General features: G+C 71.0%; 31 protein-coding genes. 30 read left to right on the forward strand and 1 reads right to left on the reverse strand.

The genetic code is table 11. From position 1 onward, the window contains the following. Nucleotides 1-369: 369 nt before the first annotated feature. The 30 genes from rpsL (at nucleotide 370) to HNR08_RS12395 (ending at nucleotide 20,375) form a co-directional block, all read left to right on the forward strand. A complete protein-coding gene (gene rpsL, locus HNR08_RS12250; protein ID WP_146838629.1) occupies nucleotides 370-738 on the forward strand; it encodes a 30S ribosomal protein S12 in 369 nt (122 codons plus the stop codon). A gap of 4 nt (nucleotides 739-742) precedes the next feature. Beyond that, nucleotides 743-1,213 carry a 30S ribosomal protein S7 gene (gene rpsG, locus HNR08_RS12255; RefSeq protein ID WP_122147699.1) on the forward strand — a complete coding sequence of 157 codons (471 nt, stop codon included), beginning with the start codon at nucleotides 743-745 and terminating at the stop codon, nucleotides 1,211-1,213. A gap of 42 nt (nucleotides 1,214-1,255) precedes the next feature. Further along, nucleotides 1,256-3,373, forward strand: coding sequence for an elongation factor G (gene fusA, locus HNR08_RS12260; RefSeq protein ID WP_146838627.1), 2,118 nt, complete (start codon nucleotides 1,256-1,258; stop codon nucleotides 3,371-3,373). Nucleotides 3,374-3,494: 121 nt separating this feature from the next. After that, entirely contained in the window at nucleotides 3,495-4,685 is a 1,191-nt protein-coding gene (gene tuf, locus HNR08_RS12265) for an elongation factor Tu (protein ID WP_146838625.1), read from the forward strand. Between the two features lie 306 nt (nucleotides 4,686-4,991). Beyond that, entirely contained in the window at nucleotides 4,992-5,939 is a 948-nt protein-coding gene (locus HNR08_RS12270) for a hypothetical protein (protein WP_146838623.1), read from the forward strand. 894 nt (nucleotides 5,940-6,833) lie between these two features. Further along, a complete protein-coding gene (gene rpsJ / locus HNR08_RS12275) occupies nucleotides 6,834-7,142 on the forward strand; it encodes a 30S ribosomal protein S10 (RefSeq protein WP_012867945.1) in 309 nt (102 codons plus the stop codon). Nucleotides 7,143-7,164: 22 nt separating this feature from the next. After that, complete coding sequence (rplC, locus tag HNR08_RS12280) at nucleotides 7,165-7,824, forward strand: 50S ribosomal protein L3 (RefSeq protein WP_146838621.1); 660 nt, start codon at nucleotides 7,165-7,167, stop codon at nucleotides 7,822-7,824. 5 nt (nucleotides 7,825-7,829) lie between these two features. Further along, on the forward strand, nucleotides 7,830-8,522 hold the full coding sequence (gene rplD / locus HNR08_RS12285; RefSeq protein WP_146838635.1) for a 50S ribosomal protein L4: 693 nt from the start codon (nucleotides 7,830-7,832) through the stop codon (nucleotides 8,520-8,522). After that, nucleotides 8,519-8,821, forward strand: coding sequence for a 50S ribosomal protein L23 (gene rplW, locus HNR08_RS12290; protein WP_146838619.1), 303 nt, complete (start codon nucleotides 8,519-8,521; stop codon nucleotides 8,819-8,821). The genes rplD and rplW overlap by 4 nt, the downstream gene beginning before the upstream one ends. A 33-nt stretch (nucleotides 8,822-8,854) precedes the next feature. Then, nucleotides 8,855-9,691, forward strand: a complete 837-nt coding sequence (gene rplB / locus HNR08_RS12295; protein ID WP_146838617.1) for a 50S ribosomal protein L2 — start codon at nucleotides 8,855-8,857, stop codon at nucleotides 9,689-9,691. 15 nt (nucleotides 9,692-9,706) lie between these two features. Beyond that, complete coding sequence (gene rpsS / locus HNR08_RS12300) at nucleotides 9,707-9,988, forward strand: 30S ribosomal protein S19 (protein WP_146838615.1); 282 nt, start codon at nucleotides 9,707-9,709, stop codon at nucleotides 9,986-9,988. 56 nt (nucleotides 9,989-10,044) lie between these two features. Then, the gene (gene rplV, locus HNR08_RS12305) at nucleotides 10,045-10,410 is read left to right on the forward strand and encodes a 50S ribosomal protein L22 (protein WP_146838613.1); all 366 of its coding nucleotides are present in this window, start codon (nucleotides 10,045-10,047) and stop codon (nucleotides 10,408-10,410) included. Between the two features lies 1 nt (nucleotide 10,411). Beyond that, entirely contained in the window at nucleotides 10,412-11,251 is an 840-nt protein-coding gene (gene rpsC / locus HNR08_RS12310; RefSeq protein WP_146838611.1) for a 30S ribosomal protein S3, read from the forward strand. 3 nt (nucleotides 11,252-11,254) lie between these two features. Next, nucleotides 11,255-11,671, forward strand: a complete 417-nt coding sequence (gene rplP / locus HNR08_RS12315) for a 50S ribosomal protein L16 (RefSeq protein WP_146838609.1) — start codon at nucleotides 11,255-11,257, stop codon at nucleotides 11,669-11,671. Further along, a complete protein-coding gene (gene rpmC / locus HNR08_RS12320) occupies nucleotides 11,671-11,910 on the forward strand; it encodes a 50S ribosomal protein L29 (protein WP_109130752.1) in 240 nt (79 codons plus the stop codon). The genes rplP and rpmC overlap by 1 nt, the downstream gene beginning before the upstream one ends. A 7-nt stretch (nucleotides 11,911-11,917) precedes the next feature. Next, nucleotides 11,918-12,211 carry a 30S ribosomal protein S17 gene (rpsQ, locus tag HNR08_RS12325; protein ID WP_146838607.1) on the forward strand — a complete coding sequence of 98 codons (294 nt, stop codon included), beginning with the start codon at nucleotides 11,918-11,920 and terminating at the stop codon, nucleotides 12,209-12,211. A gap of 80 nt (nucleotides 12,212-12,291) precedes the next feature. Continuing rightward, nucleotides 12,292-12,660 carry a 50S ribosomal protein L14 gene (rplN, locus tag HNR08_RS12330; protein ID WP_146838605.1) on the forward strand — a complete coding sequence of 123 codons (369 nt, stop codon included), beginning with the start codon at nucleotides 12,292-12,294 and terminating at the stop codon, nucleotides 12,658-12,660. A gap of 2 nt (nucleotides 12,661-12,662) precedes the next feature. Next, entirely contained in the window at nucleotides 12,663-13,010 is a 348-nt protein-coding gene (gene rplX, locus HNR08_RS12335; RefSeq protein WP_146838603.1) for a 50S ribosomal protein L24, read from the forward strand. Continuing rightward, nucleotides 13,010-13,588, forward strand: coding sequence for a 50S ribosomal protein L5 (gene rplE, locus HNR08_RS12340; RefSeq protein ID WP_146838601.1), 579 nt, complete (start codon nucleotides 13,010-13,012; stop codon nucleotides 13,586-13,588). Before rplX ends, rplE begins: the two co-directional genes overlap by 1 nt. A gap of 1 nt (nucleotide 13,589) precedes the next feature. After that, the gene (locus HNR08_RS12345) at nucleotides 13,590-13,775 is read left to right on the forward strand and encodes a type Z 30S ribosomal protein S14 (protein ID WP_122147680.1); all 186 of its coding nucleotides are present in this window, start codon (nucleotides 13,590-13,592) and stop codon (nucleotides 13,773-13,775) included. Nucleotides 13,776-13,860: 85 nt separating this feature from the next. Continuing rightward, on the forward strand, nucleotides 13,861-14,259 hold the full coding sequence (rpsH, locus tag HNR08_RS12350) for a 30S ribosomal protein S8 (protein WP_146838599.1): 399 nt from the start codon (nucleotides 13,861-13,863) through the stop codon (nucleotides 14,257-14,259). Nucleotides 14,260-14,284: 25 nt separating this feature from the next. Further along, complete coding sequence (rplF, locus tag HNR08_RS12355; protein WP_146838597.1) at nucleotides 14,285-14,824, forward strand: 50S ribosomal protein L6; 540 nt, start codon at nucleotides 14,285-14,287, stop codon at nucleotides 14,822-14,824. A gap of 3 nt (nucleotides 14,825-14,827) precedes the next feature. Next, entirely contained in the window at nucleotides 14,828-15,199 is a 372-nt protein-coding gene (rplR, locus tag HNR08_RS12360; RefSeq protein ID WP_146838595.1) for a 50S ribosomal protein L18, read from the forward strand. A gap of 37 nt (nucleotides 15,200-15,236) precedes the next feature. Continuing rightward, nucleotides 15,237-15,881 carry a 30S ribosomal protein S5 gene (rpsE, locus tag HNR08_RS12365; protein ID WP_146838593.1) on the forward strand — a complete coding sequence of 215 codons (645 nt, stop codon included), beginning with the start codon at nucleotides 15,237-15,239 and terminating at the stop codon, nucleotides 15,879-15,881. Beyond that, complete coding sequence (rpmD, locus tag HNR08_RS12370) at nucleotides 15,881-16,063, forward strand: 50S ribosomal protein L30 (RefSeq protein ID WP_146838591.1); 183 nt, start codon at nucleotides 15,881-15,883, stop codon at nucleotides 16,061-16,063. Before rpsE ends, rpmD begins: the two co-directional genes overlap by 1 nt. 2 nt (nucleotides 16,064-16,065) lie before the next feature. Beyond that, nucleotides 16,066-16,752 carry a 50S ribosomal protein L15 gene (gene rplO, locus HNR08_RS12375; RefSeq protein WP_146838588.1) on the forward strand — a complete coding sequence of 229 codons (687 nt, stop codon included), beginning with the start codon at nucleotides 16,066-16,068 and terminating at the stop codon, nucleotides 16,750-16,752. 206 nt (nucleotides 16,753-16,958) lie between these two features. Continuing rightward, nucleotides 16,959-18,257, forward strand: a complete 1,299-nt coding sequence (gene secY / locus HNR08_RS12380) for a preprotein translocase subunit SecY (protein ID WP_146838586.1) — start codon at nucleotides 16,959-16,961, stop codon at nucleotides 18,255-18,257. Next, complete coding sequence (locus HNR08_RS12385) at nucleotides 18,254-18,832, forward strand: adenylate kinase (RefSeq protein ID WP_146838584.1); 579 nt, start codon at nucleotides 18,254-18,256, stop codon at nucleotides 18,830-18,832. The genes secY and HNR08_RS12385 overlap by 4 nt, the downstream gene beginning before the upstream one ends. A 15-nt stretch (nucleotides 18,833-18,847) precedes the next feature. Then, entirely contained in the window at nucleotides 18,848-19,699 is an 852-nt protein-coding gene (gene map, locus HNR08_RS12390) for a type I methionyl aminopeptidase (protein ID WP_146838582.1), read from the forward strand. A 205-nt stretch (nucleotides 19,700-19,904) separates the two neighbouring features. Beyond that, nucleotides 19,905-20,375, forward strand: a complete 471-nt coding sequence (locus HNR08_RS12395; RefSeq protein WP_146838580.1) for a hypothetical protein — start codon at nucleotides 19,905-19,907, stop codon at nucleotides 20,373-20,375. A 160-nt stretch (nucleotides 20,376-20,535) separates the two neighbouring features. Here HNR08_RS12395 and HNR08_RS12400 read toward each other — a convergent pair whose 3' ends face one another. Then, a complete protein-coding gene (locus HNR08_RS12400; protein ID WP_146838578.1) occupies nucleotides 20,536-21,507 on the reverse strand; it encodes a glycosyltransferase family 2 protein in 972 nt (323 codons plus the stop codon). Between the last annotated feature and the right edge of the window lie 163 nt (nucleotides 21,508-21,670).

The following is a 21,670-nucleotide window of genomic DNA, read 5'->3' on the forward strand; positions in this document are numbered from 1 at the left end:
CCCGAGGGGATCGTGTGACCTCGGGAACACCCGCCGGGGGAGTGCCGTTGACTCCCTGTGGACCACGACCGGCTGCTTTGACGGTGCGTGGACCGGCGAGTAACGTTGGACACCGTGCCCGCGCCGTCGGGCTCTCGCGCGCGCTCGTCCGTCGAGCGCAGGGTGGCCGCCCCCAGCCGCACCTCGACCCCGGACCCCCGGGGACCGGTGTGCGGAGCAGGACGGGGACGACACGCCCGGGCGCGGGGGTCGGTTCGGGACGCCAGACCCACCGGGGTAGTCGCGCGACGGGCGACGATCCGGACCAGTGCCGGCCGTCCAGGGCGACGGGTGCCGGTCAGACCAGACCATCCGACAGACGGAGACGTAGTGCCTACGATCCAGCAGCTGGTCCGCAAGGGCCGGCAGGCGAAGACGAACAAGTCGAAGACGCCTGCCCTCAAGGGCAGCCCGCAGCGCCGCGGGGTGTGCACCCGCGTGTACACGACCACCCCGAGGAAGCCGAACTCGGCTCTGCGGAAGGTCGCGCGCGTCAAGCTCTCCTCGGGCATCGAGGTGACCGCGTACATCCCGGGTGAGGGCCACAACCTCCAGGAGCACTCGATCGTGCTCGTGCGCGGGGGCCGTGTGAAGGACCTCCCCGGTGTCCGCTACAAGATCATCCGTGGCGCGCTGGACACCCAGGGCGTGAAGAACCGTAAGCAGGCGCGCAGCCGCTACGGCGCGAAGAAGGGCTGAACCGATGCCTCGTAAGGGTCCCGCCCCCCGCCGCCCGCTGATCGTCGACCCGGTCTACGGCTCGCCGGTGGTGACGCAGCTCATCAACAAGGTCCTGCTCGACGGCAAGAAGTCCGTCGCGGAGGCCATCGTCTACGGCGCGCTCGAGGGCGTCCGCGAGAAGACCCAGGGCGACCCGGTCGTCGTGCTGAAGCGCGCGCTGGACAACGTCCGCCCGTCGCTCGAGGTCCGGTCCCGCCGCGTCGGTGGCGCGACCTACCAGGTCCCGGTCGAGGTCCGCCCCGTCCGCCAGACCACCCTCGCGCTGCGCTGGCTCACGGACTACTCCCGCGCCCGCCGCGAGAAGACCATGACCGAGCGCCTCATGAACGAGATCCTCGACGCCAGCAACGGCCTGGGCGCGGCGGTCAAGCGCCGCGAGGACATGCACAAGATGGCCGAGTCCAACAAGGCGTTCGCCCACTACCGCTGGTAATCCCAGCAGTAGGGCGGACCCGACTACCGAGGGGCTGAACCTGTGGCACTGGACGTGCTCACGGACCTGAACAAGGTCCGGAACATCGGCATCATGGCGCACATCGATGCCGGCAAGACCACGACGACCGAGCGGATCCTGTACTACACGGGCGTCAACTACAAGATCGGCGAGACCCACGACGGTGCGTCGACCACGGACTGGATGGAGCAGGAGCAGGAGCGTGGCATCACGATCACGTCCGCTGCTGTGACCGCCTTCTGGAACAAGGGCAAGGCGAACGAGACGCAGATCAACGTCATCGACACGCCCGGTCACGTGGACTTCACCGTCGAGGTGGAGCGCTCGCTGCGCGTGCTCGACGGCGCGGTCGCGGTGTTCGACGGCAAGGAGGGCGTGGAGCCCCAGTCGGAGACCGTGTGGCGCCAGGCCGACAAGTACGAGGTCCCCCGCATCTGCTTCGTCAACAAGATGGACAAGCTGGGCGCGGACTTCTACTTCACGGTCGACACCATCGTGAACCGCCTCAAGGCCAAGCCGCTGGTGATCCAGCTGCCGATCGGCGCCGAGAACGACTTCATCGGCGTCGTGGACCTGGTCGAGATGCGCGCGCTCGTGTGGCGCGGCGAGACCGAGATGGGCGCGAAGTACGACATCGAGGAGATCCCGGCCGACCTCCAGGACCGGGCCGAGCAGTTCCGCAGCGAGCTGCTCGAGGCCGTCGCCGAGACGGACGACGACCTGCTCGAGAAGTTCCTGGGCGGTGAGGAGCTCACGGTCGCCGAGATCAAGGCCGGCATCCGCAAGCTCACCATCTCCGGCGAGGCGTTCCCGGTCCTGTGCGGCTCGGCGTTCAAGAACAAGGGCGTCCAGCCCATGCTCGACGCCGTCGTCGACTACCTGCCGTCGCCTCTCGACGTCCCGGCCATCCAGGGCCACGACGTCAAGGACGCGGAGGTCGTCGTCGAGCGCCACCCGGACGCCTCCGAGCCGTTCTCGGCCCTGGCGTTCAAGATCGCCGCGCACCCGTTCTTCGGCAAGCTCACCTTCATCCGCGTGTACTCGGGGAAGGTCGTGCAGGGCGCCCAGGTCATGAACTCGACCAAGGGCAAGAAGGAGCGCATCGGGAAGATCTTCCAGATGCACGCCAACAAGGAGAACCCGGTCGACGAGGCGACGGCGGGCCACATCTACGCGTTCATCGGCCTGAAGGACGTCACCACCGGTGACACCCTGTCGGACATGAACGCGCAGGTCATCCTCGAGTCGATGACCTTCCCCGAGCCGGTCATCGACGTGGCCATCGAGCCCAAGACGAAGGCCGACCAGGAGAAGCTCTCCACGGCGATCCAGAAGCTCGCCGAGGAGGACCCGACCTTCCGCGTCCGCCTGGACGAGGAGACCGGCCAGACCGTCATCGGCGGCATGGGCGAGCTCCACCTCGACATCCTCGTCGACCGCATGCGTCGCGAGTTCAAGGTCGAGGCGAACGTCGGCAAGCCGCAGGTGGCGTACCGCGAGACGATCCGCCGCACGGTGGAGAAGATCGACTACACCCACAAGAAGCAGACGGGTGGCTCCGGCCAGTTCGCGAAGGTCCAGATGACCTTCGAGCCGCTGGAGTCCGAGGGCGGCGAGCTCTACGAGTTCGTGAACGCCGTCACCGGTGGTCGCGTCCCGCGCGAGTACATCCCGTCGGTCGACCAGGGCATCCAGAGCGCGATGCAGCTGGGCGTGCTGGCCGGCTTCCCGCTGGTCGGCATCAAGGCGACGCTCCTCGACGGTGCGGCGCACGACGTCGACTCGTCCGAGATGGCGTTCAAGATCGCGGGCTCGATGGTCCTCAAGGAGGCCGTCCGCAAGGCGGACCCGGTCCTCCTCGAGCCCATCATGGCCGTCGAGGTGCGCACGCCCGAGGACTACATGGGCGACGTCATCGGCGACATCAACTCGCGACGCGGGATGATCCAGTCCATGGAGGACGCGACGGGCGTGAAGGTGATCCGCGCCCAGGTTCCTCTCTCCGAGATGTTCGGGTACGTCGGCGACCTGCGGTCCAAGACCCAGGGTCGTGCGGTGTACTCGATGCAGTTCGACAGCTACGCCGAGGTGCCTCGGAATGTTGCCGACGAGATCATCAAGAAGACCCGGGGCGAGTAGTCCCACAGGTCGAACCGAGCACGACCAACAACCCGACCCGTAGGACCGCACGTCCGCGGGGGGCCGCACGGCCCCCCGCATCGTTCGGCAATCTCTACACCAGAGTCCTGAGGAGGACCCAGTGGGCAAGGCGAAGTTCGAGCGGACCAAGCCGCACGTCAACATCGGGACCATCGGTCACGTCGACCACGGCAAGACGACGCTGACCGCTGCCATCTCGAAGGTGCTGCACGACAAGTACCCCGACCTGAACCCCTTCACGCCGTTCGACGAGATCGACAAGGCGCCGGAGGAGAAGCAGCGCGGCATCACGATCAACATCGCGCACGTCGAGTACCAGACGGAGAAGCGTCACTACGCTCACGTCGACGCGCCGGGTCACGCCGACTACATCAAGAACATGATCACGGGTGCGGCGCAGATGGACGGCGCCATCCTCGTGGTCGCCGCCACCGACGGCCCGATGGCCCAGACGCGTGAGCACGTCCTGCTCGCCCGTCAGGTCGGCGTGCCCTACCTGCTCGTGGCGCTCAACAAGTCCGACATGGTCGACGACGAGGAGATCCTCGAGCTCGTCGAGATGGAGGTCCGCGAGCTGCTGTCGTCGCAGGGCTTCGACGGCGACAACGCGCCCGTCATCCGCGTCTCCGGCCTGAAGGCCCTCGAGGGCGACCCGGAGTGGGTCAAGTCCGTCGAGGACCTGCTGGACGCCGTGGACGAGTCCGTGCCGGAGCCGGTGCGTGACATGGACAAGCCGTTCCTCATGCCGATCGAGGACGTCTTCACGATCACCGGTCGTGGCACCGTCGTCACCGGCAAGGTCGACCGCGGCAAGCTCGCGATCAACTCCGAGGTCGAGATCGTCGGCATCCGCCCGGCGCAGAAGACCACGGTCACCGGCATCGAGATGTTCCACAAGCAGATGGACGAGGCGTGGGCCGGCGAGAACTGCGGCCTCCTGCTCCGCGGCACCAAGCGTGAGGACGTCGAGCGCGGTCAGGTCGTCGTGAAGCCGGGCTCGATCACGCCGCACACCGAGTTCGAGGGCCAGGTCTACATCCTGGCCAAGGACGAGGGCGGGCGTCACAACCCGTTCTACTCGAACTACCGTCCGCAGTTCTACTTCCGGACCACGGACGTCACTGGCGTCATCACGCTGCCCGAGGGCACCGAGATGGTCATGCCCGGCGACAACACGGAGATCTCCGTGACGCTGATCCAGCCCATCGCCATGGAGGAGGGCCTCGGCTTCGCCATCCGCGAGGGTGGCCGCACCGTCGGCTCGGGCCGCGTCACCAAGATCATCAAGTGATCTGACCCCTTCGGGGGAAGCACCACACGGGAGGGCCCGGGCGCACAGCGCCCGGGCCCTCCTGCATGCCCGGGTCGCGCAGTCGCGCAGTCGCGCGTGCGGTCGGCGGGGCATCGGGCGGTCACCGGGGGCACCTCGGATCGTGCCGCCACCGCTCGGAAGGCGCCCCGTCGCACGCGCCCGCGCCGGGCCGAGCCGGGCCACGCGTCCGGTACGGGCGGTTTGGGTGTCATGGCTGGTCAGAGCGGCCGAGGTCGGGCTGTGGACCGTGCCCTCGGGGCGGGTCCGGGATGACATGGTGGGTCGATGGACGCACGCACGCAGGGGATCATCCGGAGCGCGACGGACCAGCACGGGCTCGTGGCCGCGCGGGACGTCGAGCGGGTCGGGCTCGACGGGTTGGGGCTGCGGCGGGCGGCCGCCACGGGTGGGCTCGTGCGGGTCGGGCGTGGGGTCTACACGCACCCGGAGGCGTGGGACGCGCTCGATGCGGCGGGGCGGTACCGGCTCCGGGTGCTGGCCGCCGCGCGGCGTCTGCGGCGTCCGGTGTTCAGCCACGACGCGGCGGCGGCCCTCTGGCGGCTGCCGCGCATCGGTCCGTGGCCGGATCAGGTGCACGTCCTCGTCCCGCACGCCACCGGGCCCGGATCGAGCGCCGTCGTGCTCCGGCACGGCGTCGCTGCCGTGCCGGACCACGTGGCCGTCGTGGACGGCGTCCGCGTGACCGGCGTGGCCCGCACGGTGCTGGATCTCGCGCGCACCTGGGACCTGCCCGCGGCGCTCGCCGCCGCGGACCACGCCCTGCGGGTCGGCTGGGTGGCACCGAGCACGCTCCAGGACGAGCTGGCGTCCGCCGGGTGCGGCCGCGGCGTCGGGCGGGCGCGGGCGGTGCTGGCGGCGGCATCGGGCGCGTCCGAGTCCGTGGGCGAGTCGCTGAGCCGGGCCCGGATGATCGAGATCGGCCTCCCGGCGCCCGTCCTGCAGCACGACGTCCGGGACGACGCGGGGCTGATCGGACGCGTCGACTTCTGGTGGGAGCACCTCGGCCTCGTCGGGGAGTTCGACGGGCGGCTGAAGTACCGGGTCGGTGAGGTGGGGGACCAGCGGGCGGTCGAGGACCGGCTCTGGCAGGAGAAGGTCCGGGAGGACCGGCTCCGAGCGGCGGGCCTGCGCGTGGTCCGCTGGACGTGGGACATCGCCCTGGACCGGGAGCGCCTGGCCCGGCTCCTCGCGTCGGCGGGCCTGCGCCCCTGACGGCGGTGCGGGTCCGGAGCGCCGCGCACACGCGCGGCTCCCCGGAACGCGGGCGGTGGCGGGGCATGCGACGGTCACACGGGCACGTCGCGGAGCGCCGCGGCTGATCGCGAGCTGCCCCGCCGCCGGCCCCCTGGCGGCGCCCCCTCGCCGCCGGCGACCCCCTCCCGCCGGCGGCGCCCGGCGCGGTAGCGGCGCGCACCGGCCGGCGACGGTGCGCGCGCCGGGCCCGCGAGGTGCCGGCGGGGCACGTGGCGGTCAGGCTGGCACGTCGCGCAGCGCCCCGGCTGATCGCGAGCCGCCCCGCCGCCGCCATACCGCCGCTGCTCGCCCCGCTGCCCTCGGGTCCGCCGCCGGCAACCCCCGCCGGCGGCGCCTGGCGGTGCGGCGGGGCACGTAGCGGTCAGGCGGGCACGTCGCGGAGCGCCCCGGCTGATCGCGAGCCGCCCCGCCGCCGCCATGCCGTCGCCGCCATCCCGCCGCTGCCGTCCCGCCGCTGCCGTCCCGCCGCTGCCATCCCGCTGGCGCTCCCCGCCGGCGCTCGCCCCGCGCGGGACGGAGCAGGGGCGTGGCGCGTGATCGTGCGGGTGTGACACAGGTCCGGTTGGACCTTTCGGGCTCCGGCTGGCACACTAGACAAGTTGCCCGACGACGGGGGTGTCTGCGCGCGTGCGCTCGGACGCCCCGACGGAGCGGGCGCAGGACGCGTTGCGAGTCCGTGCGAGCCCGGGGTCACCCGGCGTGGGACCGCATCACACCAACGACCTCGTCCCTGCCGGCGCGCGCCCCGCGCATCCGGTGGAGGCCGGCGCAGAGGTACGTCGCGGAAAGCGACACGCCCGAGTGCGGGGGTCGGACACCAGGCAGTTCGAAGAGAGAGAAGTAGACGACGCCATGGCGGGACAGAAGATCCGCATCCGGCTCAAGTCCTACGACCACGAGGTCATCGACAGCTCGGCGCGCAAGATCGTCGACACGGTGACCCGCGCTGGTGCGACGGTCGTGGGTCCGGTGCCGCTGCCGACGGAGAAGAACGTCTTCTGCGTCATCCGGTCGCCTCACAAGTACAAGGACAGCCGCGAGCACTTCGAGATGCGCACGCACAAGCGGCTCATCGACATCATCGACCCCACGCCGAAGGCCGTCGACTCGCTCATGCGTCTCGACCTGCCCGCGGACGTGAACATCGAGATCAAGCTCTGACGCTGGGAAGGAACTGATCTTCATGGTTACCCAGCAGAACGCGCGCCCCGTCACGGCGGTGCTCGGCACGAAGCTCGGCATGACGCAGGTGTGGGACGACAACGGTCGTCTCGTCCCCGTCACGGTCGTCTCGGTCGGCACGAACGTCGTCACCCAGGTGCGCTCCGCTGAGGCCGACGGCTACGCCGCGGTGCAGCTGGCCTACGGCCAGGTGGACCCGCGCAAGGTCACGAAGCCGCTGAAGGGCCACTTCGAGAAGGCCGGGGTCACCCCCCGCCGGCACGTGGCCGAGATCCGCACGCCGAACGCCGCCGAGTTCACCCTCGGCCAGGAGATCACCGCGGAGGCCTTCGAGGCCGGCGCGCTGGTCGACGTCATCGGCACCACCAAGGGCAAGGGCACCGCCGGTGTCATGAAGCGCCACGGGTTCGCCGGTGTCTCCGCCTCGCACGGTGCGCACCGCAACCACCGCAAGCCGGGCTCCATCGGCGGCGCGTCGACCCCGTCGCGCGTCTTCAAGGGCCTGCGGATGGCCGGCCGGATGGGCAACGCCCGTCAGACCACCCAGAACCTGACCGTCCACGCGGTCGACGCCGAGAAGGGTCTGCTGCTGCTCAAGGGCGCGGTTCCGGGCCCGAAGCGGGGCGTCGTCGTCGTGCGTACCGCCGTGAAGGGGGCATGAGCCTCATGTCCGAGACGCTGACCGTCGACGTGCTCGACGCCCAGGGCAAGAAGGCCGGCACGGCCGACCTGCCCGGTGAGGTGTTCGACGCGCAGACGAACATCCCGCTCATCCACCAGGTCGTCGTCGCCCAGCTCGCCGCCGCGCGGCAGGGCACCCACGACACCAAGACCCGCGGCGAGGTCCGCGGTGGTGGCAAGAAGCCGTACAAGCAGAAGGGCACCGGCCGCGCCCGCCAGGGTTCGACCCGTGCGCCGCAGTTCGCCGGCGGTGGCACCGTCCACGGCCCGACCCCGCGCGACTACACCCAGCGGACCCCGAAGAAGATGAAGGCCGCGGCGCTCCGCGGTGCTCTCTCGGACCGCGCCCGCGCCGGCCGCGTCCACGTCGTCACCGGCTTCGGTGTCGACCAGGCGCCCTCGACCAAGGCCGCCGTGAGCGTGCTGGACACGCTGTCCGGCCGCAAGCACGTCCTCGTGGTCGTGGAGCGCGCGGACGAGCTGGCCTGGAAGTCGCTGCGCAACGTCGAGCGGGTCCACCTGCTCGTCGCCGACCAGCTCAACACCTACGACGTGCTCGTCTCCGACGACGTCGTGTTCACCCAGGGCGCGCTCGACACGTTCCTCGCCGGTCCCGCCAAGGGCCGCGGTGCGACCGCCGTCGCGACGTCGTCCGAGGTCGAGGAGGACGCCAAGTGACCACCGTCGTCAAGGACCCCCGCGACATCCTGATCGCACCGGTCGTCTCGGAGAAGAGCTACGGGCTGCTCGACGAGGGCAAGTACACCTTCATCGTCGACCCGCGCGCGAACAAGACCGAGATCAAGATCGCCGTCGAGCAGGTCTTCTCGGTCAAGGTCGAGTCCGTGAACACGATCAACCGCAAGGGCAAGACGCGGCGGACGAAGTTCGGGATGGGCAAGCGCAAGGACACGAAGCGCGCGATCGTCACCCTCCGCGAGGGCACGATCGACATCTTCGGCGGACCGGTCGGCTGACCGGGCCCGAGAGCAGATTGAGGACAGATCCCCATGGGAATCCGTAAGTACAAGCCGACGACGCCGGGGCGCCGCGGCGCGAGCGTCGCCGACTTCGTCGAGATCACGCGCTCGGAGCCGGAGAAGTCTCTGGTCCGCCCGCTGCACAAGACCGGTGGTCGCAACTCGACCGGCCGCGTCACCATGCGGCACCAGGGTGGTGGCCACAAGCGCGCCTACCGCGTGATCGACTTCCGTCGTCACGACAAGGACGGCGTGCCGGCCAAGGTCGCGCACATCGAGTACGACCCGAACCGCACCGCGCGCATCGCGCTCCTGCACTACGCGGACGGCGAGAAGCGCTACATCATCGCGCCGAACAAGCTGAAGCAGGGCGACGTCGTCGAGAACGGCGCCGGTGCCGACATCAAGCCCGGCAACAACCTGCCGCTGCGCAACATCCCGACCGGTACGGTCATCCACGCCATCGAGCTGAAGCCCGGTGGCGGCGCGAAGATCGCCCGCTCGGCCGGTGCGTCGGTGCAGCTCGTCGCGAAGGACGGCCCGTACGCGCAGCTGCGCATGCCGTCCGGCGAGATCCGCAACGTCGACCTGCGCTGCCGCGCGACGATCGGCGAGGTCGGCAACGCCGAGCAGTCGAACATCAACTGGGGCAAGGCCGGCCGCATGCGCTGGAAGGGCAAGCGCCCCTCGGTCCGCGGTGTCGCGATGAACCCGATCGACCACCCGCACGGTGGTGGTGAGGGCAAGACGTCCGGTGGTCGTCACCCGGTGAGCCCCTGGGGCCAGCCGGAGGGCCGCACGCGTCGTCCGAACAAGCCGAGCGACAAGCTCATCGTCCGTCGCCGCCGCACCGGCAAGAAGCGCTGATAGGGAGCCGGGAGAATGCCTCGCAGCCTGAAGAAGGGGCCCTTCGTCGACGGGCACCTGCAGAAGAAGGTCGACGCGCAGAACGCGGCCGGCACCAAGAACGTCATCAAGACCTGGTCGCGTCGTTCGATGATCACGCCGGACTTCCTGGGTCACACGTTCGCGGTGCACGACGGCCGCAAGCACACGCCGGTGTTCGTGACGGAGTCGATGGTCGGGCACAAGCTCGGCGAGTTCGCCCCGACGCGGACGTTCCGCGGCCACGAGAAGGACGACCGGAAGGGCCGTCGCCGCTGACCCCCGGGTCAGCCGAGCGACTGCCCTGACGGCAGAGACAAGAAGGCAGGACAGCAATGGAAGCCAAGGCGAAGGCGCGGTTCGTCCGCGTCACGCCCCAGAAGGCCCGGCGCGTCGTGGACCTCATCCGTGGCAAGCAGGCCGGCGAGGCCGTGTCGACGCTGAAGTTCGCGCCGCAGGCCGCGGGTGAGACGGTCCTCAAGGTCGTCGAGTCCGCGATCGCCAACGCCCGCGAGGGCGCCAAGCGTGCCGGTGAGCGCTTCGACGAGACCAACCTGTACGTCGCCGAGGCGTACGTCGACGAGGGTCCGACCCTCAAGCGGTTCCGCCCCCGGGCGCAGGGCCGCGCGAGCCAGATCCTCAAGCGCACGAGCCACATCACGGTGGTCGTCGCCGAGCGTGAGACGAAGGGAAGGGCCTGACGTGGGACAGAAGGTCAACCCGCTCGGGTACCGCCTGGGCATCACCACCGACCACCGGTCGCGCTGGTTCGCCGACTCGACCAAGCCGGGTCAGCGCTACCGCGACTACGTCCGCGAGGACGTGCAGATCCGCAAGCTCATGAGCACCGGTCTCGAGCGCGCGGGCATCGCCAAGGTGGAGATCGAGCGCACGCGTGACCGCGTCCGCGTCGACATCCACACGGCGCGCCCGGGCATCGTCATCGGCCGCCGTGGCGCCGAGGCGGACCGCATCCGCGGCGAGCTCGAGAAGCTCACGGGCAAGCAGGTCCAGCTGAACATCCTCGAGGTGAAGAACGCCGAGATCGAGGCCCAGCTGGTCGCCCAGGGCATCGCGGAGCAGCTCGCGTCCCGCGTGTCCTTCCGCCGTGCGATGCGCAAGGGCATGCAGTCCGCGCAGCGCGCCGGCGCCAAGGGCATCCGCGTGCAGGTCTCCGGCCGCCTCGGCGGCGCGGAGATGAGCCGCACGGAGTTCTACCGCGAGGGTCGCGTGCCGCTGCACACGCTCCGCGCGAACATCGACTACGGCTTCTTCGAGGCCCGCACGACCTTCGGCCGCATCGGCGTGAAGGTCTGGGTCTACAAGGGCGACATGACCGAGCGCGACTTCGCTCGCGAGCAGGCCACCCAGGCCCCGCGTCAGTCCCGCGGCCCCCGTGGGGACCGTGGCGACCGCGGCGGCGACCGTGGCCCGCGCGGCGGTGGCCGTCGCACCGAGCGGACCGAGGCCCCCGCGGCCGAGGCCGCCCCGGCTGCGGCCGCTGCCGAGACGTCGGCTCCCGAGACCGGAACGGAGGCCTGAGCCGTGCTGATCCCGCGCCGGCTGAAGCACCGCAAGCAGCACCACCCCGGGCGCTCCGGCGCCGCGACGGGTGGCACCTCGATCGCGTTCGGCGACTTCGGCATCCAGGCCCTCGAGCCCGCCTACGTCACGAACCGCCAGATCGAGGCTGCTCGTATCGCGATGACCCGCCACATCAAGCGTGGCGGCAAGGTCTGGATCAACATCTACCCGGACCGTCCGCTCACGAAGAAGCCCGCCGAGACCCGCATGGGTTCCGGTAAGGGTTCGCCCGAGTGGTGGATCGCCAACGTCAAGCCCGGCCGAGTGATGTTCGAGCTCGCCGGCGTCCCGGAGCCGCTGGCTCGCGAGGCCATGCGCCGCGCGCAGCACAAGCTCCCGATGAAGACCCGTTTCGTGGTTCGCGAGGGTGGTAACTGATGGCTATCGGCACCAAGGACCTGGCTCCCACCGAGCTGGACGCCTTCGACGACGAGCGCCTCGTGGCCGAGCTGAAGAAGGCCAAGGAGGAGCTGTTCAACCTGCGCTTCCAGTCGGCCACCGGTCAGCTCGAGAGCCACGGTCGCCTCAAGGCCGTGCGTCGCGACATCGCGCGGATCTACACGATCCTGCGCGAGCGCGAGCTCGGCATCCGGACCGCGCCCAGCGCGAGCGAGTGAGGACTCGATGAGCGAGAACACCAACGAGACCACCACCGCGGTTGCGGAGGCCCGCCCGTACCGCAAGACGCGGCGCGGCTACGTGGTCAGCGACAAGATGCAGAAGACCGTCGTGGTCGAGGTCGAGGACCGGGTCAAGCACCCGCTCTACGGCAAGGTCATCCGGCGGACCAGCAAGGTCAAGGTGCACGACGAGGCCGGCACGGCCGGCGTCGGCGACCTGGTCCTCATCATGGAGACCCGCCCGCTGTCCGCGACCAAGCGGTGGCGCGTGGTGGAGATCCTCGAGAAGGCGAAGTAAGTCCGCCCGCCTCCTCACCACATATCCGTTCGGCCAGGCTCGCACCGCGCGAGAACCGGCAGACGACAGGAGTTCTGTAGATGATTCAGCAGGAGTCGCGACTTCGGGTCGCCGACAACACGGGTGCGAAGGAGATCCTCTGCATCCGTGTGCTCGGCGGGTCCGGCCGTCGCTACGCCGGTATCGGTGACGTCATCGTCGCCACCGTCAAGGACGCCATCCCGGGCGGCAACGTCAAGAAGGGCGACGTCGTCAAGGCGGTCGTCGTGCGCACCCGCAAGGAGCGCCGGCGCGTGGACGGCTCGTACATCAAGTTCGACGAGAACGCCGCGGTGATCCTCAAGAACGACGGCGAGCCCCGTGGCACGCGCATCTTCGGCCCCGTGGGCCGCGAGCTGCGCGACAAGAAGTTCATGAAGATCATCTCGCTGGCGCCGGAGGTGCTCTGACCATGGCGAAGATCAAGAAGGGCGACCTGGTGGTCGTCATCTCCGGTTCCCGCAAGGACCGGGGCAAGCAGGGTCGGGTGCTCGAGGTGCTCACGGACCGCGACCGCGTCGTGGTCGAGGGCATCCACCGGGTCACCAAGCACACCAAGGTCGGCCAGAGCCAGCGCGGCTCCCGCACCGGCGGCATCGAGACCGTCGAGGCTCCGATCCACATCAGCAACGTGATGCTGGTGGACCCGGAGACCAAGCGCGGCACCCGGGTCGGCTACCGCACCGAGCAGGTCGAGCGCGACGGCCGGACCCGCACCGTTCGGGTCCGCGTCGCCAAGCGCTCCGGTAAGGACATCTGATGACCGCCACCGACGAGACGACCCGGGCGTACCCGGTCCCGCGCCTGAAGGTGCGGTACAACGACGAGATCCGCTCGACGCTCCGCGAGGAGTTCCAGCACGAGAACGTGAACCAGGTCGCGCGCCTGGTGAAGGTCGTCGTGAACATGGGTGTCGGCGACGCCGCGAAGGACTCGAAGCTGATCGAGGGCGCCATCCGCGACCTCCAGCAGATCACGGGTCAGAAGCCGCAGGTCACGAAGGCCCGCAAGTCCATCGCGCAGTTCAAGCTGCGCGAGGGCATGCCGATCGGCGCGCACGTCACGCTGCGCGGCGACCGCGCGTGGGAGTTCCTGGACCGCCTGCTGTCGACCGCGCTGCCGCGCATCCGCGACTTCCGCGGGCTCTCGGCCAAGCAGTTCGACGGCAACGGCAACTACACGTTCGGCCTGACCGAGCAGTCGATGTTCCACGAGATCGACCAGGACAAGATCGACCGGGTCCGCGGCATGGACATCACGGTGGTCACCACCGCCACGACGGATGCGGAGGGCCGGGCGCTGCTCAAGCACCTGGGCTTCCCCTTCAAGGAGGACTGACATGGCGAAGACCGCCCTGATCAACAAGGCCGCGGGCAAGCAGAAGTTCGCCGTGCGCGCCTACACCCGGTGCCAGCGGTGCGGCCGCCCGCACTCGGTGTACCGCAAGTTCGGCCTGTGCCGGATCTGCGTGCGCGAGATGGCCCACGCGGGCCAGCTCCCCGGTGTGACCAAGAGCAGCTGGTAAACAACGACGTCGCAGGTCCGCGCGTGCCCGTCCCCGAGCGGGGCGGGCGGCGCGGAAACCACGGCGAGGAAGGGCGATAGCCCCCATGACGATGACCGACCCGATCGCAGACTTCCTGACGCGTCTGCGCAACGCGAACTCGGCGCACCACGACACGGTGACCATCCCGTACTCGAAGCTGAAGTCGCACATCGCGGAGATCCTGCAGGCCGAGGGGTACATCTCCGGCTGGACCGTCGAGGACGCCCGCGTGGGCAAGAACCTCGTGGTCGAGCTGAAGTACGGCCCGAGCCGCGAGCGTGCGCTCGCCGGCATCAAGCGCGTGTCCAAGCCCGGTCTCCGGGTGTACGCGAAGTCCACCAACCTGCCGAAGGTCCTCGGCGGCCTGGGCGTGGCGATCCTGTCCACGTCCTCCGGCCTCCTGACCGACAAGCAGGCCGCCAAGAAGGGCGTGGGTGGGGAAGTCCTCGCCTACGTCTGGTAAGTCCGAGACGGAAAGGAGCTAGCCAATGTCTCGTATCGGCAGAATCCCCGTCACGGTCCCGGCCGGCGTGGATGTCGACATCAACGGCGCCGTGGTGACGGTGAAGGGCCCCAAGGGCACCCTCACGCACACCGTGGCGTCCCCCATCGAGGTCGCGCGCGACGAGCAGGGTGCCCTCGTGGTCACCCGCCCGAACGACGAGCGCCTCTCGCGCTCGCTGCACGGCCTCACCCGCACCCTCCTGGCGAACCTCGTCACCGGCGTCACCGCCGGCTACGAGAAGAAGCTCGAGATCGTCGGCACCGGTTACCGCGTGACGGCCAAGGGTGACGCGCTCGAGTTCGCGCTCGGCTTCAGCCACCCCGTGTCCGTGACGCCGCCCGCCGGCATCACCTTCGCCGTCGAGTCCCCGACCAAGTTCTCGGTCTCGGGCATCGACAAGCAGCAGGTGGGCGAGGTCGCCGCGAACATCCGCAAGATCCGCAAGCCCGAGCCGTACAAGGGCAAGGGCGTGCGCTACGCGGGCGAGAACGTCCGCCGCAAGGTCGGAAAGGCTGGTAAGTGAGCCATGGCGATCAGCATCATCGGTAAGGGCAAGTTCAAGGCCCGCAAGCGCCGCCACCTCCGGCTGCGCAAGAAGGTCGCCGGCACCGCCGCGCGTCCGCGCCTGGTCGTCACCCGGTCGAACCGCAACCTCGTCGCGCAGGTCGTCGACGACGCCGTGGGCCGCACCCTGGTCTCCGCCTCGACCCTCGAGGCGGACCTGCGGGGCGCCGAGGGCGACAAGACGGCCAAGGCCCGTCGCGTCGGCGAGCTGATCGCCGAGCGCGCCAAGGCGGCCGGCATCGACGCGGTGGTCTTCGACCGCGGCGGCAACAAGTACCACGGGCGTGTGGCCGCAGTGGCCGACGCCGCCCGCGAGGGCGGTCTGGCGCTGTGACGACGACCATTCCCGCATCGAAGAAGAGGATCCACTGATGGCTGCTCCTCAGCGCAGCAACACGGGCGCTCCCCAGGGCCAGGGCGGCGGTGACCGCCGCGACGGTGGTCGTCGCGACGGCCGCCGGGGCGACGCCGCCGAGAAGAGCGCGTTCCTCGAGCGCGTCGTCTCCATCAACCGCGTGGCCAAGGTCGTCAAGGGCGGCCGCCGGTTCAGCTTCACCGCCCTGGTCGTCGTCGGTGACGGCGACGGCACGGTCGGTGTCGGCTACGGCAAGGCCAAGGAGGTGCCCGCCGCGATCGCGAAGGGTGTCGAGGAGGCGAAGAAGAACTTCTTCCGCGTCCCCCGCATCCAGGGCACCATCCCGCACCCCATCCAGGGTGAGGCCGCCGCGGGCGTCGTCTTCCTGCGTCCCGCGTCGCCGGGTACCGGTGTGATCGCCGGTGGTCCGGTGCGCGCGGTGCTGGAGTGCGCCGGCGTCCACGACATCCTGTCGAAGTCCCTCGGGTCCTCCAACGCCATCAACATCGTGCACGCCACGGTGGCGGCGCTGCGTGGCCTCGAGGAGCCGGCCGCCGTGGCCGCCCGCCGTGGTCTGCCGCTCGAGCACGTCGCCCCGGCGTCGCTGCTCAAGGCGCAGGCCGCCGGTCGTGCCGCCAAGGCGGAGAAGGTGGGTGCGTGATGGCCCGCCTCAAGGTGACCCAGACCAAGTCCGCCATCGGCGGCAAGCAGAACCAGCGCGACACGCTGCGCACCCTGGGCCTGAAGCGGATCGGCGACGTCGTCGTCAAGGAGGACCGTCCTGAGATCCGCGGCATGGTCAAGACGGTGACGCACCTCGTCGCGGTCGAGGAGGTGGAGTGACGATGGCGGAGAAGGAGACCGAGAAGGTCGACCAGGCCGCTGCCGCGGCTCCGAAGGCCACGCGGGCGAAGAAGGCGACGGCGACCGAGTCGGCCGCCGCCGAGAAGCCCGCCGCCAAGAAGCCCGCCACCCGCACCACCAAGGCCAAGGCCGAGGCGGCTGCGGAGGAGAAGCCGGCCGCCAAGGCCAAGGCTGCTCCGGCGAAGGCCGCCAAGGCCGAGAAGCCCGCCGAGGAGGTGGGCGCGGGCGGCACCCTCAAGGTGCACCACCTGCGTCCGGCTCCGGGCGCCAAGACCGCCAAGACCCGCGTGGGTCGTGGTGAGGCGTCCAAGGGCAAGACGGCCGGCCGCGGTACCAAGGGCACCAAGGCCCGGTACCAGGTGCCGGACCGCTTCGAGGGCGGGCAGATGCCGCTGCACATGCGGCTGCCCAAGCTCCGCGGCTTCAAGAACCCGTTCCGGGTCGAGTACCAGGTCGTGAACCTGGACAAGCTGTCGGCGCTGTACCCGCAGGGCGGCGACGTCACCGTCGCCGACCTCGTCGCGAAGGGTGCCGTCCGCAAGGGCGCCCCGGTCAAGGTGCTCGGCACCGGCGAGCTCACGGTCAAGCTGTCCGTGGCCGTGGACGCGTACTCCGGTTCCGCCAAGGAGAAGATCCTGGCGGCCGGCGGCAGCGTCGCGCAGGACTGATCCCGGCGAACGGGGTCGGCGGAGGCACCACGCCCTGCCGGCCCCGTTCCGCTTTCCCCGCCCGGTCCCGCCGGGCGATGCCGGAACCCGTGCCGACTTCCGTTAGGGTTCGGCAGGGCAGCGCGCGGCGAGGCCCGCTGCGACGTGGCCGCCCCCGCGGGGCAGGCCGGTAGACGACATCCCGCTTCGGCGGAGCAGGAGGACACGTGCTCAGCGCATTCGTGCGGGCGTTCAGGACACCCGACCTGCGGCGCAAGCTGCTGTTCACGATCGGGATCATGGTGGTCTTCCGGATCGGCTCGTTCCTGCCGACGCCGGGCGTGTCCTACCCGAACGTGCAGATCTGCATCGGGCAGACCGAGGAGCAGAACTCGCTGCTCGGCCTGGTCAACCTGTTCAGCGGCGGCGCCCTGCTGCAGCTCTCGGTGTTCGCGCTCGGGATCATGCCGTACATCACCGCGAGCATCATCATCCAGCTGCTCCGCGTCGTCATCCCGCACTTCGAGGCCCTGCACAAGGAGGGCCAGTCCGGCACCGCGAAGCTGACCCAGTACACGCGGTACCTGACGATCGGCCTGGCGGTCCTGCAGTCGACCACCGTCATCATCACCGCCCGCAACGGCCAGCTCTTCCCGGGCTGCTCCGTCGACGTGATCCCGGACGGCAGCGTCATGACGACGCTCCTCATGATCATCGTCATGACCGCCGGTACCGGTCTGATCATGTGGCTGGGCGAGCTCATCACCGAGCGCGGCGTCGGCAACGGCATGTCGCTGCTCATCTTCACCTCGATCGCCGCGTCCTTCCCGGGCGCGATGTGGTCGATCGCCGGCGGCTCGGGGGGCATCGGCGCCTTCCTGGTGATCATGGCGATCATCGTGCTGGTCATCGCGCTCGTGGTCTTCGTCGAGCAGTCGCAGCGCCGCATCCCGGTGCAGTACGCGAAGCGCATGGTCGGCCGCCGCATGTACGGCGGGTCCTCGACCTACATCCCGATCAAGATCAACATGGCCGGCGTCATCCCGGTGATCTTCGCGTCGTCGCTGCTGCAGGTGCCCGCGCTGCTCGCGGGCTTCGGCGACCAGACCGCGGGCTGGAAGCAGTGGGTGGCGAACAACCTCGCGGCCACGGACGCCCCGCTGCACATCGCGCTGTACGTGCTGCTGATCATCTTCTTCTGCTACTTCTACACGGCGATCACGTTCAACCCGGACGAGGTCGCGGACAACATGAAGCGGTACGGCGGGTTCATCCCGGGCATCCGCGCGGGCCGCCCGACGGCCGAGTACCTGGACTACGTGATCACCCGCATCACCGCGCCCGGGTCCATCTACCTCGCGCTGGTCGCGCTGATCCCGACCATCGCGTTCATCGTGCTCGGGGTCGGGACGAACATCCCGTTCGGCGGCTCGTCGATCCTCATCGTCGTGGGCGTCGGCCTCGAGACCGTGAAGCAGATCGAGTCGCAGCTGCAGCAGCGGCACTACGAAGGGTTCCTCCGATGAGCGCTCGCCTCGTCCTCCTCGGTCCTCCCGGGGCCGGCAAGGGCACCCAGGCGGTCCGCCTGGCCGAGCACCTGGGCGTCCCGGCCATCTCGACCGGCGACATCTTCCGCGCCAACATCAAGGGCGGCACCGAGCTCGGCCGCACCGCGCAGGAGTACACCGCGCGCGGCGAGCTGGTCCCGGACTCCGTCACCAACGCGATGGTCCGCGACCGCCTGGCGCAGGCCGACGCCGCGGGGGGCTTCCTGCTCGACGGCTACCCGCGCAACGTGGCCCAGGTCGCGGAGCTGGACGCGATCCTCGCGGACGCCGGCCTCGCGCTGGACGCGGCGCTGGAGATCACCGCCGACGCCGACGTGGTCGTGGAGCGCCTGCTGAAGCGCGCCGAGATCGAGGGCCGCGCGGACGACACGGAGCCGGTCATCCGGCACCGCCTGGACGTGTACGCCGAGCAGACCGCGCCCATCTCGGGCGTGTACGCCGACCGGGACCTGCTCGTGCAGGTCGACGGCATCGGCCAGGTCGACGAGGTGACCGAGCGGCTGCTGGCGGCCCTCGCGTCCCGCGTCGGCTGACCGCCGGGGGACACCGTGTTCGGTCGTGACCGGATCGAGCTGAAGACGCCGGAGCAGGTGCTGCTGATGCGGCGCGCGGGCCTGGTCGTCGCCGACGCCCTCGCCGCCGCGTCCGCCGCGGCCCGCCCGGGCGCCACCACGGCGGACCTGGACGCCGTCGCGGCCGCGGTGATCGCGGACGCCGGCGCGCAGCCGTCGTTCCTCGGGTACCACGACTACCCCGCGACGATCTGCGTCTCCGTGAACGACGAGGTCGTGCACGGCATCCCCTCCGGCCGGGTGCTGGAGCCGGGCGACGTCGTGTCGATCGACTGCGGCGCGATCGTCGACGGCTGGCACGGCGACTCGGCGCTCACCCTGGTGCTGCCCGAGGCCGACCCGGCCGACCTGGCCCTGTCCGCCGTGACCGAGAAGGCCATGTGGGACGGCATCGCCGCCCTGGCGTCCGGCGACGGCATCGCCGACCGGCTGGGCGTCGTGGGGGAGGCCGTCGAGCAGGCGGTCGAGGACGCGGGTGCGGAGGCCAACGGCGGCGTGCCGTTCGGCATCGTGCAGGACTACGTCGGGCACGGCATCGGCTCCGCGATGCACCAGCCGCCGGACGTGCTGAACTACCGGACCCGCGACCGCGGTCCGCGGCTCCGCCCGGGCATGTGCCTCGCGGTCGAGCCGATGATCACCCGCGGCAGCGCGGGGACCGAGGTGCTCGAGGACGACTGGACCGTGGTGACGGTCGACGCGTCGCGCGCCGCGCACTGGGAGCACTCGGTGGCGCTGCACGAGGGCGGCATCTGGGTGCTCACGGCGGCCGACGGCGGGGCGGCGGAGCTGGCCGCGCGCGGGGTGACGGTCGCGCCGCTCGGCTGACTGGACGGATGCCCGCCTCGGCCGGGTGACGTTCGGGGGAGCGAGCGCGGAAGCGCCACCGAGCGGGTGAAACCACGCTTCCGCCGGGGTGGTACCACCTACGACAAAGCGGACATAGGGGTCATGTAGCCCAAATCACGTCGAACCGGATTCATGTCGTGTCATGTGACTGCCGAATGAGGGACGTCCCCCCACGCTTGCGAGCGTGGGACCGCGCGAGTCCCCCGGAACGACCTTCCTGCACCGCCTCCGGCGGCCGGCCGTCCTGGCCGCCGTCGGCGCTCTCCTCGGCCCCCTCGTCATCGGTTCCGGCGCGGGTACGGCCGTCGCCGACCCCGGTGACCCGCTGCTCGCCGTCGGCTCGTTCGCGGTGACCGAGGGCGCGTCCGCCGCGACCGGAACCGCCGACGCCGACGGCGCGTACGCCTCCGACCTGGCGTACGACGGGCGGGCGAGCTCGGACGGCGTGGTCGTCGAGGCCGAGGCGAGCTTCGCCTGCGCCAGCGAGACCGACCACTGCGAGGATGCCGAGGCGCTCGTCCCGCTCGCGCAGATGACGCTGGCCGAGCCGGTCGAGCTCAACGGGCTCGAGGCCACGCCCCAGGTGGAGTACTTCGCCGACGCCGCGGGCACCGTGCCGGCCGCGCAGGCGGCGGGGCGGCCGCGTTCCGGCTGACGTTCCGCGAGCCGACGGATGGCGCACCGGGACTGCGCGCAGGGACGACCGGCTGGCTGAGCCTTCGGGCGGTCCTGGGTGCGGTCCGCCGGCGGCCGGCCACGGTCCGGTAGCCGGCGACGGGCGCCGCCCGGTCTCCCCTGCGGGGCCGGGCACGCGCTCACGTCGCGCGTGCCCGGCCGTCCCGCAGGCGCAGGGCGAACATCTGGCGGTGGTAGGCGGCCTGGCCGGCGAACCGCAGGGTCGGCATGTCCGGGGGCGACCCGGGACGCCGGAGCCGGCGGAGGCGCGCCTGCGCGCCGCGGACCAGCGCCTTGCCGAGCGGCACGAGGGTCGCCGGTCGCTCGCCGCGGTGCCGGTGCGCCAGCCACGCCTCGCTCCGGCCGTACCCGCGGGCGAGCGCCAGCAGCCGGGGGGCGCGCAGGCGGTCCGGGTCGAAGTGGTGCTCCACCTGCGCGCCGGGCACGGTCCGCTCGCGGAACCCGGCCGCCAGCACGTCGCCGCGGAACCCCGTGTCGTCCCCGCCGGGCAGCGCCGCGGTCCCGAGCGCCTCGTCGAACGGCACGGCGGCGAGCACGCGGGCGGCCGCGCCCATGTTCGCGCCGACGAACTCGCGCCCCGCGACCGGCGGCTCGGGGACGTAGGCGTAGAAGTCCGCCGCGATGTCGGGCGTCAGCCAGGCGGGGCGCAGGGCCGGCGCCAGGGCGACCGCCCCGGACACCAGGTCCGCCTCGCCCGCGAGCAGGGGAGCGCCGAGGGTGCGCACCCAGTGCGGCGGCACGCGCACGTCGTCGTCGGTGAACAGCACGGCCCGCCCGGCGGCCGCCCGGGCGCCGGCGTTCCGGGCCCGGCCCAGCCCCGGCTCGGCGACGGCGACGACCCGGACCCGGGGGTCCCGCGCCGCGGCGTCGTCGAGCACCGCCCGGGTGCCGTCGGCGGAGGCGCTGTCCACGAGCACCAGCTCGCCCGGCACGCCGTGCGCCGCGGCGTCGTCGAGCGCGGCGCGGACGGACCCGATCGTCGGGCCGATGCGCCCGGCGCCGTCGCGGGTGCAGACGACGACGGACACGGCGGGCCGGCCGAGGGCCCCGGGCCCCTCGGGTGCGGGGCCGCGCTGCTCGGGTGCGGTCACGGTGGTCGTCCTCCCGTCGCCCTGCGCCCGTCGGCTCGAGCGAGTGCGACGCTACGCCCGTGCGGGTGACGGCGTCACCCGCACGGGCGGGGGCGCCGGGTGCGGGCACCCACGCGGCGCGTCCGCTTGACGGTCGCGCCGGCCCCGCCCTCGCCGGTCCGCG

It is taken from the genome of Cellulomonas hominis (genome assembly GCF_014201095.1).
In the GTDB taxonomy this organism is placed as follows: domain Bacteria; phylum Actinomycetota; class Actinomycetes; order Actinomycetales; family Cellulomonadaceae; genus Cellulomonas; species Cellulomonas hominis.